The following is an 18,862-nucleotide window of genomic DNA, read 5'->3' on the forward strand; positions in this document are numbered from 1 at the left end:
AAGTTCCGCCCCGCGCCGCGTCTGGCGGCCGCCCGGTGCAAATCTTTCGTCTCGCGACCGTAATAATCGGCATTCGGGTATTTGCCGTCAGATAAATGACGCGCGTTTTTTTACCGATTTCTTTTCCCTAGAATCGTTTTCGATTCCCTATTTCATTTAAAGGCATGCAATACGTACACGCATCGGATGCGGGTCGTGAAGGAGCCGCGCGATGACGGCCCTGTCGCGCCCCGCCGACCTCGCCCCGCCGCAACACGGCCGCATCGTGCAGCTCGACGGACTGCGCGCGATCGCCGTGGGCGCCGTGTTCCTGCAGCACGCGCTGAAGGCGCCGCTGTGGATGGGCGTCGATCTGTTCTTCGTGCTGAGCGGGTTGCTGATCACCGGCATCCTGCTCGATCGCAAGGCGCGCGGGCAGTCGTACTTCAGCCACTTCTACGCACGCCGCATGCGCCGGATCCTGCCGCCGTACGTGCTGCTGCTGGCGGTGTCGACGCTGCTGTTCGGCGCGAGCTGGCTGCCGCACTGGCCGTGGTTCGCGTTCTTCTCGACCAATATCGGGCTGTCGCTCGGCAGCATCGGCCATGACAGCCTGAACGTGCTGTGGTCGCTCGCGGTCGAGGAGCAGTTCTACATCTTCTGGCCGTTCGTCGTGCTGTGGTGCTCGGAGCGCGCGCTGCTGTGGGTCGCCGCCGCGCTGATCGTCGCGGCGCCGGTGCTGCGCGCGATCGCGACGCCGTGGTTCGATTCGTTCTGGCCGATCTACTACCTGACGCCGTTCCGGATGGACCTGCTCGCGGCCGGCGCGTTGCTCGCGATCGTGCTGCGCCGCGACCGGCGCGCGCTGGAGCCGTTCTATCCGCTCGCGATCGTCGGCGCGCTCGTGTCGCTCGCGATCCTCGGCTGGCTGCACCTGTCGTTCCCGCGCTTTCGCGCCGCGAACACGCCGCTGTCGAACGCGGCGCTCTACAGCATCTCGCTGCTGCTGTGCACGTCGATCGTCGTGATCGCGCTGCGCGGGCGCGGCCTCGTGCAACGCGTGCTGACGAACCCGATGCTCGTCTACGTCGGCACCGTCAGCTACACCGTCTACCTGATCCACCTGAGCGTGCTGTACGCGCTGTGGCCGCTGCACCTGAACCGTTTCGTCACGGCCGCGCTGGCGCTTGCGATCACGCTCGCGTACGCGACCCTGAGCTGGTACGGCTTCGAACGGCGCCTGACGCGCGGGCCCGCGCGCCGCGCGCTGCCGGCCGCCGCCGGCACGACCGCCTGAATCTCATCATCCATCGCTTCTACCAGGACAACGCCATGAGCCAAACGCGTAAAAAGGCCATCATCACCGGAATTTCGGGGCAAGACGGTGCGTACCTGACCAAACTGCTGCTCGACAAGGGCTACGAAGTCACCGGCACCTATCGCCGCACCAGCTCGGTGAATTTCTGGCGCATCGCCGAGCTCGGCGTCGACACGCACCCGAACCTGACGCTCGTCGAACACGACCTGACCGACGCGGGCTCGAGCCTGCGCCTGCTCGAACGCACGCAGCCGGACGAGCTCTACAACCTGGCCGCGCAAAGCTTCGTCGGCGTGTCGTTCGACCAGCCGGCGACCACCGCCGAAGTGACCGGCATCGGCCCGCTGAACCTGCTCGAGGCGATTCGGGTCGTGAGCCCGAAGACCCGCTATTACCAGGCGTCGACGTCCGAGATGTTCGGCAAGGTGCAGGCGATCCCGCAAACGGAAACCACCGCGTTCTACCCGCGCAGCCCCTACGGCGTCGCGAAGCTGTACGCGCACTGGATGACCGTGAACTACCGCGAGTCGTACGGCCTGTTCGGCAGCAGCGGGATCCTGTTCAACCACGAATCGCCGCTGCGCGGCCGCGAATTCGTCACGCGCAAGATCACCGACACGGTCGCGAAGATCCGGCTCGGCAAGGCGACCCGGCTCGAGCTCGGCAATCTCGACGCGAAACGCGACTGGGGCTTCGCGCTCGAATACGTCGAAGGCATGTGGCGCATGCTGCAGGCCGACGAGCCCGACACCTACGTGCTGGCGACCAACCGCACCGAAACCGTGCGCGACTTCGTGCGGATGGCGTTCGCGGCGGCCGGCTACCAGCTCGAATGGACCGGCAAGGGCGAGCAGGAGCGCGGCCTCGACGCATCGACCGGCAACGTGCTCGTCGAAGTGAACCCGAAGTTCTACCGCCCCGCGGAAGTCGACTTGCTGATCGGCTGCGCGGACAAGGCGAAAAGCAAACTCGGCTGGGAACCGAAGACGACGCTCGAACAACTTTGCCAGATGATGGTCGAAGCGGATTTGACGCGGAATCAACACCATGACACGTTCTGAGGCCGGGCGTCCGTCGCGCCGTGCATTCGTCACGGGCCTGACGGGCTTCACCGGCCGCTACATGGTCGAACGCCTGCAGGCTGCCGGCTACGACGTCTGGGGCACGGTCGCGCCCGGCACGCCCGGCCCCGCCGATCCGGCGTTCGCGCACTGCACGCTGCTGCCCGTCGACCTGCTCGACGCGCAGGCCATGCGCGCGGCCGCGGCCGACGCGCGGCCCGACGCGGTCGTGCATCTGGCCGCGCGCGCGCATGTCGCGCAGGACGAGCCGTCGCAGACCTACGCGGTCAACATCGTCGGCACGCGCAACCTGCTGGCCGCGCTCGACGGCCTCGACCGCCGCCCGTCGGCGGTGCTGCTCGCAAGCAGCGCGAACGTCTACGGCAACTCGACGGCCGGCGTGCTCGACGAAACCGTCGCGCCGGCCCCGGCGAACGACTACGCGGTCAGCAAGCTCGCAATGGAATATGCGGCGAAGCTGTGGGCCGACCGGCTGCCGATCGTGATCGCGCGGCCGTTCAACTACACGGGTGTCGGCCAGAGCGATGCGTATCTGCTGCCGAAGCTCGTCGCGCACTTTGCGGGCAACGCGCCGCGGATCTCGCTCGGCAATCTCAACGTGAGCCGCGATTTCTCCGACGTGCGCGACGTGACGGCCGCCTATCTGAAGCTGATCGAAGCCGCGCCGGCCGGCGAGACGTTCAACGTCTGTTCGGAGCGCGCGTATTCGCTGAAGGAAGTGCTGGCGATGCTGTCGCGCATCGCCGGCTACGTGATCGACGTGACGATCGATCCGCGCTTCGTGCGGCACAACGAAGTGAAGCGCCTGAGCGGGTCGCGCGACAAGCTGCGGCGCGCGGTGGGCGAACTGCCGATCACGCCGCTCGACGAAACGCTGCGCTGGATGGTGGACGCGATGCGTGCCGCGCCGCCCGCGCACGCCGCGGGCTGAACGTCGGCAAAACACGCGCGCAACGGCATGCGCCGAAACGACAACGGGCCGCTCTCTCGAGCGGCCCGTTTCATCGATGCCGGGCAAAAACCGGCCGTATCGCTCAGCTGTCCAGGCCGCGCGCGAGATCGTCGCGAATGTCGCCCGCGTGCTCGAGCCCGACCGCGAGGCGAATCAGCCCTTCGGTGATCCCCGCCGCCGCACGCGCTTCCGGCGTGATGCGGCCGTGCGTCGTGGTGGCCGGATGCGTGATCGTCGTGCGCGTGTCGCCGAGGTTGCCGGTAATCGACACCAGCTTCGTGTTGTCGATCACACGCCACGCGTTCGCGCGCTGCTGCTCCGGCGTGTCGCCCTTCAGCTCGAACGACACGATTGCACCGCCCGCCTTCTGCTGGCGCTTCGCGAGTTCATGCTGCGGATGCGATTCGAGGCCCGGGTAGAACACGCGCGCGACTGCCGGATGCGCGTCGAGCCAGCGCGCGATCTCCAGCGCGTTCGCCGATTGCTTCTCGACGCGCAGCGACAGCGTCTCCATCCCCTTCAGCAGCACCCACGCGTTGAACGCCGACAGCGTCGGGCCCGCGCTGCGCACGAACGGGAACACCTTGCCCATGATGAATTCCTTCGAGCCGACCAGCGCGCCGCCGAGCACGCGGCCCTGCCCGTCGAGGAATTTCGTCGCCGAGTGCATCACGACGTCCGCGCCCAGCTTCAGCGGCTGCTGCAGCACCGGGCTGCAGAAACAGTTGTCGACGACGAACAGCGCGTTCGCGGCCTTCGCGATCTTGCCGATCGCCTCGATGTCGGCGAGTTCGGTCAGCGGGTTCGACGGCGTCTCGAGGAAGAACATCTTCGTTTCCGGCCGCACGGCTTCCTGCCATGCGTTCAGGTCGGTCGGGTCGACGAAGGTCGTCGTGATCCCGAACTTGCTGAAGATCTGCGAGAACATCCCGAGCGTCGAGCCGAACAGGCTGCGCGAGCTGACGAGGTGGTCGCCCGCCTGCAGCGCGGACATCACGACCGACATGATCGCGGCCATGCCCGACGCCGTCGCGATGCACGCCTCGCCGCCCTCGAGCGCCGCGAGACGCTCCTGGAACATGGTGACGGTCGGGTTCGTGAAGCGCGAATAGGTGAAATAGTCTTCCGAATTCGCGAAGCGCTCGGCCGCGTCGGCCGCGCTCGAGAAGCAGAAGCTCGACGTGAGGAACAGCGCTTCCGAATGCTCGTTGAAGTCGCTGCGCAGCGTGCCCGCGCGCACGGCAAGCGTGTCGAAGTTGAGGGAGTCGTCCATGTTCCGTTTTCCGTATTCGATGGCCGCGCCGATGGTCATGCACGAGGCGCGGACCCGGTCAAAACCGAGGCCAAAAACAAAAAGCCCGCTATGCGTCGGCATCAGCGGGCTTCGGTGCGGTACGACAGCGATCGACTCGGGCCGGCTGCCGCCGGCCTTCGCTTTAGCTGTTTTGGGAAGTTGCCCCGCGTCCGCAAGCTGATATCAAATCGACGCAAGGCCACATCCTATCACGCCTCGATCCAAGCGCGCGCCGGCGTGAGTTACTCGACCGACAGTTGCAGGTTCATCTGCGAGCGCTCGGTATCGCTGGCCGTATCGCGATCGGCCTGCGACGCCGGCGTGAGACGCGCGCGCTCGATCGCATCGAGGTACTCGGGCGTCACGGCGCCGGTGATGTAGTTGCCGTCGAAGCACGACGCCTCGAAGCGCTCGAGCTTCGGGTTGATGTCGCGCACCGCGCGGCGCAGATCGTCGACGTCCTGATAGATCAGGTGATCGGCGCCGATGATCTTCGCGACTTCTTCGTCGGTGCGGCCGTGCGCGACGAGCTCGCCACGCGTCGGCATGTCGATGCCGTACACGTTCGGGAATTTCACGGGCGGCGCCGCCGACGCGAAGATCACCGACTTCGCACCCGCATCGCGCGCCATCTGCACGATTTCGTGCGAGGTCGTGCCGCGCACGATCGAATCGTCGACGATCAGCACGTGCTTGTCCTTGAACTCGATGCTCATCGCGTTGAGCTTCTGGCGCACCGACTTCTTGCGCACGGCCTGCCCCGGCATGATGAAGGTGCGGCCGACGTAGCGGTTCTTGAAGAAGCCTTCGCGGTACTCGACGCCGAGCTTCGCGGCGACCTGCATCGCGGCCGGGCGCGACGAATCGGGAATCGGCATCACGACGTCGATCGGCACGTTCGGCAGTTCGCGTTTGATCTTCTCGGCGAGATAGTCGCCCATGCGCAGGCGCACGTTGTACACCGGCACGCCGTCGAGGCACGAATCCGGACGGGCCAGATACACGTATTCGAACATGCACGGATTCAGCGTCGGGTTCTCCGCGCACTGCTGGCTGTGGAAGTTGCCGGCCTTGTCGATGAAGACCGCTTCGCCCGGCTCCAGGTCGCGCACGAATTCGAAACCGATGCCTTCGACCGCCACCGACTCCGACGCGACCATCCATTCGGTGCCGTGCTCGGTTTCGAGCTTGCCGATGCACAGCGGGCGGATGCCGAACGGGTCGCGGAACGCGAGCAGGCCGTAGCCGGCGATCAGCGACACGATCGCGTACGAACCCTGCAGGCGGCGATGCACGCCCGAGACCGCCTTGAACACCGACGCCGGGTCGAGCTCGAGGCCCGTGGTCGACAGTTGCAGCTCGTGCGCGAACACGTTGAGCAGCACTTCGCTGTCGGAGTTGGTGTTGATGTGCCGGCGGTCGATCCGGAACATCTCGTCCTTCAGCTGCATCCAGTTCGTCAGGTTGCCGTTGTGCGCGAGGATGATCCCGAACGGCGCGTTCACGTAGAACGGCTGCGCCTCGGCCTCGCTCGACGCCGAGCCGGCCGTCGGGTAGCGTACCTGGCCGATGCCGTAGGTGCCGGGCAGGCTGCGCATGTTGCGCGTGCGGAACACGTCGCGCACCATGCCGTTCGCCTTGTACATGTGGAAATTGCTGCCGTCCGCCGTCGCGATGCCCGCCGCGTCCTGACCGCGATGCTGCAGCAGCAGCAGGCTGTCATAGATCAGCTGATTGACAGGGGATTGGGAGATAACGCCTACGATGCCGCACATGGCATGTCCTTCAAGATGACAAAATCGGTTCCGTCCTGCCCGGCCGCGCCGTCACACGCGTACGTACTGGGCCATGCCGTCGGGCAGGAGCTGCTTCAGCTCGTGCACGCCCTGTTCGGCAAAAGGACGCAATAGCGCATTGCGCCAGAAATCCTGTTTGGGCAGTTCGGTCAGCCCGGCCGCCGCGACCAGCAGCACCACCAGCACACAGCCGCGGACGAGCCCGAACATCATGCCCAGCGAGCGGTCGACGCCGCCCAGGCCGCTCGCCTGCGCGATCCGCGACAGCAGCGCGTTCGCCACGCCGGCGACCAGCACGACGCCGATCACGAGCAACGCGAAGGCGATCACCCACTGCGTCAGCGCGCCGCCCGGCCAGTTCGCCGGAATGTACGGCACGACCAGCCCGACGTAGCGGCCCGCGATCACGACCGCCGCGATCCAGCCGATCAGCCCGAAAATCTCGGACACGAAGCCGCGCCACGCGCCGCGCAACGCCGACAACGCGATCACCGCCAATACAGCGTAGTCGAAAGCCGTCAGCATCGCACGTTACTGCGTCAGTCCGGCTTCGCGCACCTTCGCGATCGCGGCGGATGCCGCCGCACGATCCGCGAACGGGCCGGCACGCAGCAGTGTAGCCGTGCTGCCGTCGGCCTGCTTGCTGTGCTCGACATATGCGGGCACGCCCGCCGATTTCAACTTGGTGGCCCACGAACGGGCGGTCGCGGCGTCCTTGAACGAACCGAGCTGCACCGCGAAGCGCGCACCGGCCGGCGACGCCGGCGACGATGCGTCGCCGCCGTCCGGGCTCGCGGCGCCGGCATTCGCGACGGTTGCGGGCGCAGGCTTCGGCGCGGCCGGTTTCGCCGCCGGAGCGGCCGGCTTCGGCGCGGGCTTCGGCGGCGTCACGCTCGCGGTGGTGGTCGTATCGGGTTTCGCGGCCGGCTTGGCGACATCCTTCGGCGCGGGGGCGGGTGCCGGTGCGGCCGCCATGGCCGTGTCGGAGGCCGGCGGTTCGTCGTGCGCGACGCCCGCCTGCACGTCGGACACGTCGTCGTCGCGCGGCGCGACCGCCTGGTGCGCGGGCCGGTTCGGGATGTCGATCGCGATGTCGTCGGTGACCGGCTTCGGGTGCGAGTCGAGCACCATCGGCAGCACGATCACGGCGGCCACGACGAGCGCGATCGCGCCGACGAGGCGACGGCGCGCGCGTTGCTTTTCAGGAAGGGTCGGATCGAGGAGCAGTGCGTCCGATTCCGGACGCTCGGTGCGGCGCGTGCGGCGCTCGACGCGTTCAGTGCGCTCCGTGCGCACGTTCCGGGAGGCCCCGGTGCGACCGCCGCGCCGCGGGGGCGCGTCGTCGTCTTTCTTGCCGAACGAGAAAATTCCCATGAATGGCTGAGTCCGAAACTGCCCGTCAGTCAGTGTTGCTGCGATTTACGGTAGGCCAGCACGCCGGCAACCGTATGGAAACTGCCGAAAACCACGATTCTATCATTCTCGGATGCTCTTTTTAGTGCACCGCGAAACGCTTCCGCGGGCGACGCGTAACGCGTCACGCTCGAATCGGGCCCCTCCTCCACGCCGGCCTTGCGCAGCGCGGCTTCGAGCTGCTCCGCGGAGGCCGCGCGCGGCAGGGGCAGGTCGGTCACGCACCAGTGGTCGATCTCTCCCTTCAGGTGCTGCAGCACGCCGTCGATGTCCTTGTCGTGCATCGCGCCGAACACCGCGTACGTGTACGGGAAGAAGCCCATGTTGCCGAGGTTCTGCTCGAGCACGGCCGACGCATGCGGGTTGTGCGCGACGTCGAGCACGATCGCCGGCTTGCCGGGCAGCACCTGGAAGCGCCCCGGCAGCTCGACGTTCGCGAGCCCGAGCCGGATGTCCTGCGCGGACACCGGCAGCACCGGGCGCAGCACCTCGAGCGCGGCGAGCGCGGCCGACGCGTTGATCAGCTGGTTCGCGCCGCGCAGCGCCGGATACGCGAGCGCCGGATAGCGCTTGTCGCGGCCGAGGTAGCTCCATTGCTGGCGCTCGGCCCCTGCCTGCGCCTCGTAGCGGAAATCGCGGCCGACGAGCCACAGATCGGCGCCGATCGCTTCGGCGTGGTCGACGAGCGTCTGCGGCGCGGCCGGATCGCCGCAGATCGCCGGCTTGCCCGCGCGGAAGATCCCGGCCTTCTCGAACGCAATCTTCTCGCGCGTGTCGCCGAGGTATTCGGTGTGGTCGATGTCGATGCTCGTGACGATCGCGCAATCGGTGTCGATGATGTTCACCGCATCGAGCCGGCCGCCGAGGCCGACTTCGAGGATCACCGCGTCGAGCCCGCGCGAGGCGAACAGATGCAGGATCGCGAGCGTCGTGAATTCGAAATACGTGAGCGACACGGGCTCGGCCAGCGACGTGCGCGCGGCTTCGACGGCCTCGAAGTGCGGCAGCAGTTCGTCGTCGGTCACGTTCTGCCCGTTCACGCGCGCGCGCTCGTTGAATGCGAGCAGGTGCGGCGACGTGTGGCAGCCGACCTTGTAACCCGCGCGCACGAGAATCGTCTCGAGGAACGCGCAGGTCGAGCCCTTGCCGTTCGTGCCGCCGACGGTGATCACCGGGCACGCGAATTCGAGCTGCAGCGCCGCCTTGACCTGCCCGATGCGGGTCAGGCCCATGTCGATGCCGACCGGGTGCGCGCGTTCGAGATGCGAAAGCCACGCGTCGAGAGTGGGAAATGTGCTCATCGGATCAAATCTGGATCGGTACCGCCACTACGCCAAAAAGCAAAGCGCGCCGCCTGAGAAGCCAGGCGACGCGCGGAGTCACGACGTTGCGCCGGTCAGGCCAGCGCGTCGGCCGGCTGTCGCTGCAGCAGCGCGAGCAACTGCGCGATCTCGTCGCGCATCTTGCGACGGTCGACGATCATGTCGATCGCGCCCGTCTTCAGCAGGAATTCGGCGCGCTGGAAGCCTTCCGGCAGCTTCTCGCGGACCGTCTGCTCGATCACGCGCGGGCCGGCGAAGCCGATCAGCGCCTTCGGCTCCGCGATCACGACGTCGCCGAGGAACGCGAAGCTCGCCGACACGCCGCCCATCGTCGGGTCGGTCAGCACCGAGATGAACGGCAGCTTCGCTTCGGCCAGCTTGGTCAGCATCGCGGTGGTCTTGGCCATCTGCATCAGCGACAGCAGGCTTTCCTGCATCCGTGCGCCGCCCGATGCCGTGAAGCAGATGAACGGCACGTGCTGCTCCAGCGCGTTCTGCGCACCGCGCGCGAAGCGCTCGCCGACGACCGAACCCATCGAGCCGCCCATGAACGAGAACTCGAAGCACGCTGCCACGACCGGCAGCGTGTGGATCGCGCCGCCCATCACGACCATCGCGTCGGTCTCGCCGGTTTCGTCCATCGCTTCCTTCAGACGATCGGGGTACTTGCGGCTGTCCTTGAACTTCAGCGAGTCGACCGGCACGACCTCCTGGCCGATCTCGTAGCGGCCTTCCGGATCGAGCAGCCCGTCGAGGCGCTCGCGCGCGCCGATGCGCATGTGGTGATCGCACTTCGGGCACACGTGCAGGTTCGCGTCCACGTCGTTGCGATAGAGAACGGCCTCGCAGGACGGGCACTTGACCCACAGGCCTTCCGGAATGCCCTTGCGGCTTTTCGGGTCGGTCTGCTTGATCTTCGGCGGCAACAGTTTGTCGAGCCAGCTCATCGTATGGTTTCCTGTTCCGTGGCGGGGCGGGCCGACGCGGCCCGTTCCCGCTTCCTGTGTTGTGTTTATCGCGCCGTGTTGCCGGCACCGTCCAGGGCGGCGCGCAGCTCGGCGATGAACGTCTTCAGCGCGGCGGCGGCACCTTCCGGCGCGGCGCTCTCGAGCAGTTGCACGAGGCGGCTGCCGATCACGACGGCGTCCGACACTTCGGCCACCGCACGCGCCGTTTCGGCGTCGCGGATACCGAAGCCGACGCCCACCGGAACCGGCACGCGCGACTTGATGGCCGGGATTTTACCTGCAATGCTCGAAACATCCAGATTTCCCGCGCCGGTCACGCCCTTGAGCGACACGTAATACACGTAGCCGCTCGCGATCTTGCCGACGTCGGCGATGCGTTCGTCGGTCGACGTGGGCGCGAGCAGGAAGATCGGATCGATCTGCGCGGCCCGCATCTTTTCGGCGAACACGCCCGCCTCTTCCGGCGGATAGTCGACCACCAGCACGCCGTCGACGCCGGCCGCGTGCGCTTCGGCCGCGAACGCGTCGACACCCATCCGTTCGATCGGGTTCGCATAGCCCATCAGCACGACGGGGGTTTTGGGGTCGGTTTCGCGAAAACGCTTCACGTCGGCGAGCACGCTCTTCAACGTGACGCCGCGCGCGAGCGCGCGCTCCGACGAGCGCTGGATCACCGGGCCGTCGGCCATCGGGTCCGAGAACGGCACGCCGAGCTCGATCACGTCCGCGCCGCCGGCGGCGAGCGCGTGCATGAATTCGACGGTTTTCGCGGGGTCCGGGTCGCCGGCCGTGATGAACGGGATCAGGCCCTTACGGCCTTGTTCGGCGAGCGCGGCGAAGGTCTGCTGAATACGGGACATGGCAATTTTCCTCAGTGCATTCGGCGGCGGCGCGATTCACGCGCACGCCGGCGCGGCGAGCGCGCTCACGCGCTCGTGCGCGATCGCACAATAGCTTTCGTTGATCTCGTAGCCGACGAAGTCGCGCCCCTGCCGTGCGCAGGCCACCGCGGTCGTGCCGCTGCCCATGAACGGATCGAGCACGCGGCCGCCCGGCGGGCAGCTTGCGAGCACCATCCGCTCGATGATTTCCAGCGGCTTCTGGGTCGGATGATCGACGCGCTCCGCGTGCTGCCGGTGCAGGCGCGAGACCGACCAGACGTCCTTCGGGTTGTAGCCCATCTCCAGCCACTTGCTGCCTTCGAACAGCTTGCGCGAGCGGGCCTTCTTCGTGTCGGCGTCGTACGGGATGCGGACCGGATCGAGATCGAAGTAATACGCTTTGGAAACCGCGAAAAAGCCGATGTTGTCGTGCACCGACGTGAAACGGCGCGTCGTGCCGCCCATGCTCGGCACGCGCCGGTCCCAGATGATCTCGTTGACCATCGTGAGTTGCGTCTTCAGGAAACTGAAGATTTCCGGCGCGTACTGCCACGTGCAGAAGATGTACATCGACCCGCTCGGCTTCAGCTTCGGAATCGCGAGTTCGAGCCACTCGCGCGTCCACGCGAGGAAATCGTCGCCCGAACGCTTGTCCGAATCGTTGCCGTAGTCCTTGCCGAGCCCGTACGGCGGATCGGCGACGATCAGGTCGATCGACGCATCCGGCAAGTGCGCGGCATCGGTCAGGAAATCGCGGTTGTGCAGTTCGATACCGGGCGGCAGCGCGCGCGGCACGGCGGCGGGCTGAACCGCCTCCGCCTCGTTCGCGGCGCCGCCGCCCGGCTCTTCGATCAGGTCACGCATCGGTCGGGGTCAGAGCGCGATGCCCGATCGCTCGGCGACCGTGTGCATGTCCTTGTCGCCGCGGCCCGACAGGTTGACGAGCAGGATCTTGTCCTTCGGCAACGTCGGCGCGAGCTTCACGCCATACGCGATCGCATGGCTCGACTCGAGCGCGGGAATGATCCCCTCGATCCGGCAGCAGTCGTGGAACGCCTTCAACGCTTCCGCGTCGGTGATCGGCACGTACTGCGCGCGGCCGCTGTCCTTCAGCCATGCGTGCTCGGGGCCGACGCCCGGATAGTCGAGGCCCGCCGACACCGAATGCGTCTCGATGATCTGGCCGTTGTCGTCCTGCAGCAGGTACGTGCGATTGCCGTGCAGCACGCCCGGGCTGCCGGCGATCAGCGACGCCGCGTGATGGCCCGTGTCGAGGCCGTCGCCGGCCGCTTCGACGCCGATCAGCTGCACCGACGTATCGTCGATGTACGGATAGAAAATGCCCATCGCGTTCGACCCGCCGCCGACGCAGGCGATCACCGCGTCGGGCTGCCGGCCCGCGAGCTCGGGCATCTGCACCTTGCACTCGTCGCCGATCACGCGCTGGAAGTCGCGCACCATCATCGGGTACGGGTGCGGGCCCGCGACCGTACCGATGATGTAGAACGTGCTTTCGATGTTCGTGACCCAGTCGCGCATCGCTTCGTTCAGCGCGTCCTTCAGCGTGCGCGAACCCGATTCGACCGGCACGACCGTCGCGCCCAGCAGCTTCATCCGGTACACGTTCGCGGCCTGCCGGCGCACGTCCTCGGCGCCCATGTAGACGACGCACTCCATCCCGAAGCGCGCGCAGATGGTCGCGGTCGCGACGCCGTGCTGGCCGGCGCCCGTTTCCGCGATCACGCGCTTCTTGCCCATGCGCTTCGCGAGCAGCGCCTGGCCGATCACGTTGTTGATCTTGTGCGCGCCCGTGTGGTTCAGGTCTTCACGCTTCAGGTAGATCTGCGCGCCGCCGAGCGTCTCGCTCCAGCGCTGCGCGTGGTAGATCGGCGACGGACGGCCGACGAAATGCTTCAGCTCGCGCTCGAATTCGGCGACGAAATCGGGATCGTTCTGGAACTTTTCATACGCCGCGCGCAGTTCGTCCAGCGCATGAATCAGCGTCTCGGCGACGAACACGCCGCCATACGGGCCGAAATGGCCGCGATCATCAGGAAGGTTGTACATGGTGTCTCTCTCGATCGGTCGGTGCGCCCCGCCCGCGGGGCCGCACCGGCTTGCATCACCCGGCGTCCGCTTCGCGCACCGCGCGTACGAACGCCGCCATCCGGGCGTGATCCTTCACGCCCTTCGCGCCCTCCACTTCGATGCCACTCGAGACATCGACAGCAAACGGACGCAGCTGGCGGATCGCATCACCGACGTTTTGCGCGTTCAAGCCACCACTCAAAACGGCCCGACGCGCGAGCTCTGCGGGAATAAGAGACCAATCGAAGACCTTGCCGCTACCGCCGTAATCCGGCACCAGGGTGTCGAACAGGAGGCCGCGCGCTTTCGAATAATGAAGAGCCGATTCTACCAAATCGGCACGCTGCGTCGAGGGGCCGACGCGCACCGCGCGCAACCACGGCAGGCGCGCCGCGCGGCCGAGCGCCTCGCACTGCGCCGGCGTCTCGTCGCCGTGGAGCTGCAGCATCGTGAGCGGCACGTCGCGCACGACGGCTTCGATCTCGGCCTCGGTCGCATTCACGAACAGTCCGACCACCGAGACGAACGGCGGCGCCAGGCTCGCCAGCTCGGCCGCCTGCGCGATCGTCACCGCGCGCGGGCTCTTCGGGTAGAACACGAGGCCGATCGCATCGGCGCCGAGGGCTGCCGCGTGCAGCACGTCCTCGGGCCGCGACAGCCCGCACAGCTTGATGCGCGTGCGCGGCGGCACGCCCGCCGCCGCGGCGGAACTCGAAGGGGACACGGCGTGATCCGTCATGATTGTGGGTCCAGATCGGCCCAGACGCTGCTCCACGGCACGCTGCCGAGCTGCGCGGGCGGGACGGCGAATTCCGCCGGGTAGCCGACGTGGGCGAGGTACAGCCCGTCGGCCATGAACGTGGGTGCGGCGAGGTTGCGGTCGCGCCCGGCCAGCACGTCGGCGAGCCAGTCGGCCGGATAGCGGCCGCGCCCGACCGCGACGAGGCAGCCCATCAGGTTGCGCACCATGTGATGCAGGAACGCGTTCGCGCGAAAGCGGAAATGGATGAAATGCCCGGCGCGCCGCACGTCGATCTGATACAGGTGTTTGACCGGCGTCTTCGATTGGCATTCCGACGACCGGAACGACGAAAAATCATGCTCGCCGATCAGGTGCGCGGCGGCGGCGCGCATCGCGTCGTCGTCGAGCGGCGTGTGGATCCAGCCGGCGCGCCCGGCCAGCATCGGCGAACGCACGGGATGCACGTACAGCGCGTAGTAATAGGTGCGCTCGAACGCCGAGAAGCGCGCATGGAACGTGTCCGGCATCGGCTTCGCCCATTGCACCGACACGGTCGGCGGCAGGAACGCGTTGGTGCCGCGCACCCACGAGAACACCTCGCGCTCGAGATCCGTGTCGAAATGCACGACCTGCCCGAGCCCGTGCACGCCGGTATCGGTGCGCCCGGCCACCGTCGTGTGCAGCGGCACCCGCGCGAACTCGGCCAGCGCATGCTCGAGCCGGTCCTGCACGGTCTTGCCGTGCGGCTGCGCCTGCCAGCCGCAGAACGCCGCGCCGTCGTACTGGATGCCCAGCGCGATCCGCATCACGCCTCGTCCGCCAGTTTCGCGAGCAGCGCGCGTGCATCGTCGCGCGTCGCGGCGTCGTTCGCGTCGACCACTTCCTGCAGCAGCGTCCGCGCGCCGGCCAGATCGCCCAGCTCGACGTATTCGGCCGCGAGGTCGAGCTTGTTGCGCGCGATGCGCGCGAGCTCGTCCGCGGTGAGCGCGGGCAGTGCGGCGCCCGGCGTGGACGGCAGGTCGAGATCGAAATCGAGCTTCAGCGCGCCGAACTGCGCGCCGCCGAGCGGCGGCAGCGATGTCGCCGCAGGCGGGCCGCCCGCTTGGCCGGCGGGCGTCGCCGCGTCCGGATCCCAGTCGAACTCGTCGTCGTGGTCAACCGGATGTTCCGGTGTCGTTTCATCCGAACCCATAGGCGGGTGCTGGGCGGATTGACCGTTAGTTGCGATTTTGCCGGTGTCGGGCTGTGCTGCCCGCGCGGAGAGCGCCTCCGGCGTCAACGACGGCTCGTCCGCCGCCCGCGGCGGCAACGGCATGTCGAGACTGTTGAGCGCACTGATCGCGTTCTGCATCAGCGTCGCGTGCTGTGCTTCGGTTGTCGAAGGGGCGACGGATGCGGCGGTCGGCTCGGTCGGCTCGGCCTGCTCGTCGGCGCCAGTGTTTTTTTCCGCCGGTTCTGCGTCGGGCGGAGCCTCAGCCGGAACCGGAGTCGCGTCGTGCGCGGGCGACACGGCAGCGTCGGCAGCCGGCAATTCGGGCGACTCGTCGCGCGGTGCCGCCACTTCAGGCGCAGCCGATGTGTCCGCTACGGGCGACTCGACCGTCTCGGCCGCCGCGGCAGTCGCCGCGGCGAGATTCATGTCGGACGCCGCATCGCGTGCGATCGGCATTTCGGGCGTGATCGGCAGTTCACGTTCGACGGACGGCGCGGCTCCCGCAGCCGCAACCGCGGCGCCGCCTGCTGCGGCAGCAGTCGTATCGGCACCCGCGTCGTCCGCGCGGCGCCCCCTCCGGCGCTTGCGCCATACGAAGCCGGCCGCGAGCACGATCACGGCTGCCCCGGCCGCGGCGGCCGGGCGCCAGTCCATCTGTTCGGTACGACGTGCCGGTGTCGCGACGGGCGCGATCGGTTGCACGGAAGCCGATGCCGGTTGCGGCGCACTGGCTGCCACACCCGACGCGGCTTCGTCCGCCGTCGATGCAGCGGCCGACGCACTCACGTCATTCGCGGCCGGACGCGACGCGGCGGGCGCCGGAGCCGGCGCAGGCGCGACGCCGGTCGTCGTCGCCGGTTTGCCGATGCCGTGCTTCTGCAACTCCATCAGCACGCGATTCTTCAACGCCAGCAATTGCTGCAAGCTCGACGGCCGGGGCTGCGACGCTCCCACGGCGGGCGCCGCGCCGCCCGGTTCGCGCACGCCGGAAACCGGACTGCCCGGCACCGCCTGCCCCGCCGCCTCGCTCGCGGACGACGGCGCCGACTGGATCGCCCCGCTCCACACATGCGGGCCGCTGGCACCGCCCGTGGGCGCCGCCGGCTGCGTGCTGTCGACACCCGACGCGCCCTGTGCGGCCGCCGCCCCGGTCGAAGCCGAAGCACCGGTCGAAGCCGAAGCACCGATCGAAACCGCCACCCCCGCCGCCGGCGCACTCGCACCGCTCACCGGAGCCGCATGCACGGCCGACGCCACCGGCGCGGATTGCACCGCCGAGCCAGGATGCGGCGCGGATGCGCCGTGCTGCGCGATCGCCGCCCCACCCGATGCGGCGGCGGGCGCGGAAGCGGCCGTCGCACCGGAGGCAGCGGACGCGCCGGCCGGCACGAGCGCCGCGCCGGTGGCGTCGAGCGCGGGCACGGTCAGCGTCGCGCCGACTTTCAGCCGGCTCGCGTCGCGCTTCATGAACGCCTGCGGATTGGCGTCGAACAGCGCACGGGCGGCGCGCGCGAGCACGGCCGGGTCGTGCGATTGCGTGGCCGCTTTCGCGATGTCGTTCAGCGACTGGCCCGGCTGGACCGTCACGGTAAGCGGTGCGGCGGCGCCGGCGGCGGACGCCGGCAGTTCGCCGGTGCCGACTGCCCACGCCGATGCGGCTGCGCCAAGCGCCAGGATCGTCAGCGCCCCACGCACGGCGCGCGACAGACGGGACTGACGCGGAAACAAGGAAATTCGGGACATCGTTGGCTCTATCGCCGCGCGCGGGCGCGGCTCGGATTCGCGGTTGGAAGCGTCAATAAAGTTGCTGCAGAAATGCAAAAGCGTCGCGCGAAACGCGACGCTTTCGGCGGGTCTGTGCGTCGTAACCGCGTAGTTTACTTCACGCGCTCGAGTTCCGGCCGAATTCGTCGCCAGCCGGCGCGCGCGTCGGGCGGGTCCGCCTGCCGCAGCCCATGCATTCGATCGACCAGAACGCCCCCCACGCGCGCTGTCGAAAACCGTCTCGCAACAGCACCGCCCCCTGCTCGAATGACGCGGCCTTTCGGTGCTCACTGCGCGTCCACCGCAGGATCACGGCGACAGCATCGCAAACGCTCCCTCAATGACCCGCCCCGCCAGCCGTTAAAGAATTAGCCGCAGGAAATCCAAATAATCCCAGCCGGCAATCAATCCCGAACCAACAAATTTCAATTCGTCGATAAGAAGGCAGTTCATCCCGCTTATCGGCGAAATGAAAATCCACATCACCAAAGCCCCGCCCCATAAGGCTTTCATCGCCTTCCGCCCACCTGTCTCTCATACAAAGGCGATCTTTTCCGCATCAATTCAATTTCATTACACAAAATTACACAGACCCAACCGTTGCCGTCGATACGATCGCCTTCAAACGGGAATCGGCATATTTCGACTTCGCGGTCGGACCGATGCCGTGAAGGACCAGAGGGCCATCGCGCAGTCGCACGACTGCATTCACTACCAGCTCGTTACGGGGACGAACATGGGCTATCAGCAGGGTTTGAGCGGGTTGGCCGGCGCGTCGAGCAACCTCGACGTGATCGGCAACAACATCGCGAACGCAAACACGGTCGGCTTCAAGCAGGGGCGCGCGAACTTCGCGGACATGTACGCGAATTCGGTCGCGACGTCGGTCAACACGCAGATCGGCATCGGTACGCGGCTCGCGTCGGTGCAACAGAATTTCGGCCAGGGCACCATCAATTCGACGAAGTCGTCGCTCGACGTCGCGATCAACGGCAACGGCTTCTTCCAGATGTCGAGCAACGGCGTGACCACGTACTCGCGCGACGGCACGTTCCACCGCGACAAGAACGGCGCGATCGTCGACGCGCAAGGCCGCAACCTGATGGGCTATGCGGCAGGCGCCGGCGGCGCGATCAACACCGCGCAGACCGTGCCGCTGCAGGCGCCGACCAGCAACATCGCGCCGCGCGCGACGAACAAGATCACCGGCCAGTTCAACCTGAACGCCCAGGACAAGGTGCCGGCCAAGACGCCGTTCAACGCGACCGACAACACGACGTTCAACTACAACTCGTCGATCCAGGTCTACGACACGCTCGGCGGCTCGCAGCAGGTCACGATGTACTTCGCAAAGAGCGCGGCCGGCACGTGGCAGGCCTACGCGGGCGTGCAGGGCCAGACGCCGACGCATCTCGGCACCGTCACGTTCGACGCATCGGGCCGGATCAGCTCGACGACGTCGGCCGCGACCGGGCAGCCGACGCCGAGCCTCGGCCAGTTCGCGTTCTCGATCCCGAACACGACGGGCGGCGCCAATCCGCAGAACCTGACGCTCGACCTGGGCGGCACGACGCAATACGGCGGCAAGGACGGCGTGAACAATCTCGCGCAGGACGGCTTCGCGAGCGGCACGCTGACGACGTTCTCGATCGGCAGCGACGGCAAGCTGACCGGCAACTATTCGAACGGACAGAGCACGGTGCTCGGCCTGATCGCGCTCGCGAACTTCAACAACCCGAACGGGCTCGTGAACATCGGCGGCAACCAGTATGCGGAAACGGCCGCGTCGGGCGTGCCGCAGATCTCCGCGCCGGGCAGCACGAACCACGGCACGCTGCAGGGCAGCGCGCTCGAAAACGCGAACGTCAACCTGACCACCGAGCTCGTGAACCTGATCACTGCGCAGCGCAATTACCAGGCGAATGCGCAGACGATCAAGACCCAGCAGGCCGTCGACCAGACGTTGCTGAACCTGCGCTGAACCGCGCATGAAAAACGCGCCGCGCCGGCCCCGAATCTCGAGGCCGACGCGGCGCGTCGTATCGTGCAG

General features: G+C 67.5%; 17 protein-coding genes. 4 read left to right on the forward strand and 13 right to left on the reverse strand.

Going from position 1 to position 18,862, the window contains the following annotated elements:
- Nucleotides 1-211 precede the first annotated feature (211 nt).
- Genes C5F75_RS25280 through C5F75_RS25290 form a run of 3 tightly spaced genes read left to right on the forward strand, consistent with a single transcriptional unit; the run spans nucleotide 212 to nucleotide 3,310 of the window.
- Nucleotides 212-1,276, forward strand: coding sequence for an acyltransferase family protein (locus tag C5F75_RS25280; RefSeq protein WP_060009485.1), 1,065 nt, complete (start codon nucleotides 212-214; stop codon nucleotides 1,274-1,276).
- Nucleotides 1,277-1,311: 35 nt separating this feature from the next.
- Complete coding sequence (gene gmd, locus C5F75_RS25285; protein ID WP_059639179.1) at nucleotides 1,312-2,358, forward strand: GDP-mannose 4,6-dehydratase; 1,047 nt, start codon at nucleotides 1,312-1,314, stop codon at nucleotides 2,356-2,358.
- The gene (locus C5F75_RS25290; protein ID WP_060009488.1) at nucleotides 2,345-3,310 is read left to right on the forward strand and encodes an NAD-dependent epimerase/dehydratase family protein; all 966 of its coding nucleotides are present in this window, start codon (nucleotides 2,345-2,347) and stop codon (nucleotides 3,308-3,310) included. The genes gmd and C5F75_RS25290 overlap by 14 nt, the downstream gene beginning before the upstream one ends.
- Nucleotides 3,311-3,413: 103 nt before the next feature.
- Here the strand turns inward: C5F75_RS25290 and C5F75_RS25295 are convergent, their stop codons facing one another.
- The 13 genes from C5F75_RS25295 to C5F75_RS36895 all read right to left on the reverse strand — a co-directional run bounded on the left by C5F75_RS25295 (nucleotide 3,414) and on the right by C5F75_RS36895 (nucleotide 17,325).
- Entirely contained in the window at nucleotides 3,414-4,604 is a 1,191-nt protein-coding gene (locus tag C5F75_RS25295) for an O-succinylhomoserine sulfhydrylase (protein ID WP_059583129.1), read from the reverse strand.
- A gap of 263 nt (nucleotides 4,605-4,867) precedes the next feature.
- Nucleotides 4,868-6,400 carry an amidophosphoribosyltransferase gene (gene purF / locus C5F75_RS25300; RefSeq protein WP_059582739.1) on the reverse strand — a complete coding sequence of 511 codons (1,533 nt, stop codon included), beginning with the start codon at nucleotides 6,398-6,400 and terminating at the stop codon, nucleotides 4,868-4,870.
- Between the two features lie 51 nt (nucleotides 6,401-6,451).
- Nucleotides 6,452-6,946 carry a CvpA family protein gene (locus C5F75_RS25305; RefSeq protein WP_059582742.1) on the reverse strand — a complete coding sequence of 165 codons (495 nt, stop codon included), beginning with the start codon at nucleotides 6,944-6,946 and terminating at the stop codon, nucleotides 6,452-6,454.
- A 6-nt stretch (nucleotides 6,947-6,952) separates the two neighbouring features.
- Nucleotides 6,953-7,795, reverse strand: coding sequence for an SPOR domain-containing protein (locus C5F75_RS25310; protein WP_059582744.1), 843 nt, complete (start codon nucleotides 7,793-7,795; stop codon nucleotides 6,953-6,955).
- Between the two features lie 29 nt (nucleotides 7,796-7,824).
- Entirely contained in the window at nucleotides 7,825-9,135 is a 1,311-nt protein-coding gene (gene folC / locus C5F75_RS25315; protein WP_104012860.1) for a bifunctional tetrahydrofolate synthase/dihydrofolate synthase, read from the reverse strand.
- 95 nt (nucleotides 9,136-9,230) lie between these two features.
- Nucleotides 9,231-10,103, reverse strand: coding sequence for an acetyl-CoA carboxylase, carboxyltransferase subunit beta (gene accD / locus C5F75_RS25320; protein ID WP_040139428.1), 873 nt, complete (start codon nucleotides 10,101-10,103; stop codon nucleotides 9,231-9,233).
- A gap of 65 nt (nucleotides 10,104-10,168) precedes the next feature.
- Nucleotides 10,169-10,984: a tryptophan synthase subunit alpha gene (gene trpA / locus C5F75_RS25325; protein WP_059582749.1), complete on the reverse strand. Its 816-nt coding sequence runs from the start codon at nucleotides 10,982-10,984 to the stop codon at nucleotides 10,169-10,171.
- Between the two features lie 36 nt (nucleotides 10,985-11,020).
- Nucleotides 11,021-11,869 (reverse strand): DNA-methyltransferase, encoded by an 849-nt coding sequence (locus C5F75_RS25330; protein WP_104012861.1) that lies wholly within the window; start codon nucleotides 11,867-11,869, stop codon nucleotides 11,021-11,023.
- Between the two features lie 9 nt (nucleotides 11,870-11,878).
- A complete protein-coding gene (gene trpB, locus C5F75_RS25335) occupies nucleotides 11,879-13,072 on the reverse strand; it encodes a tryptophan synthase subunit beta (RefSeq protein ID WP_059582753.1) in 1,194 nt (397 codons plus the stop codon).
- 55 nt (nucleotides 13,073-13,127) lie between these two features.
- The gene (locus C5F75_RS25340) at nucleotides 13,128-13,832 is read right to left on the reverse strand and encodes a phosphoribosylanthranilate isomerase (protein WP_104012862.1); all 705 of its coding nucleotides are present in this window, start codon (nucleotides 13,830-13,832) and stop codon (nucleotides 13,128-13,130) included.
- Nucleotides 13,829-14,641 (reverse strand): tRNA pseudouridine(38-40) synthase TruA, encoded by an 813-nt coding sequence (truA, locus tag C5F75_RS25345; protein WP_059582759.1) that lies wholly within the window; start codon nucleotides 14,639-14,641, stop codon nucleotides 13,829-13,831. Before truA ends, C5F75_RS25340 begins: the two co-directional genes overlap by 4 nt.
- Nucleotides 14,641-16,791, reverse strand: coding sequence for a FimV/HubP family polar landmark protein (locus C5F75_RS25350; RefSeq protein ID WP_104012863.1), 2,151 nt, complete (start codon nucleotides 16,789-16,791; stop codon nucleotides 14,641-14,643). The genes truA and C5F75_RS25350 overlap by 1 nt, the downstream gene beginning before the upstream one ends.
- 381 nt (nucleotides 16,792-17,172) lie before the next feature.
- Nucleotides 17,173-17,325, reverse strand: a complete 153-nt coding sequence (locus tag C5F75_RS36895) for a hypothetical protein (RefSeq protein ID WP_155634597.1) — start codon at nucleotides 17,323-17,325, stop codon at nucleotides 17,173-17,175.
- A 223-nt stretch (nucleotides 17,326-17,548) separates the two neighbouring features.
- On the opposite strand from C5F75_RS36895, the gene flgE reads away from it, so the two are divergent.
- Nucleotides 17,549-18,793, forward strand: coding sequence for a flagellar hook protein FlgE (flgE, locus tag C5F75_RS25355; RefSeq protein ID WP_059583132.1), 1,245 nt, complete (start codon nucleotides 17,549-17,551; stop codon nucleotides 18,791-18,793).
- Nucleotides 18,794-18,862 lie beyond the last annotated feature (69 nt).

The organism is Burkholderia anthinoferrum (assembly GCF_002925705.1).
In the GTDB taxonomy this organism is placed as follows: Bacteria; Pseudomonadota; Gammaproteobacteria; order Burkholderiales; family Burkholderiaceae; genus Burkholderia; species Burkholderia semiarida.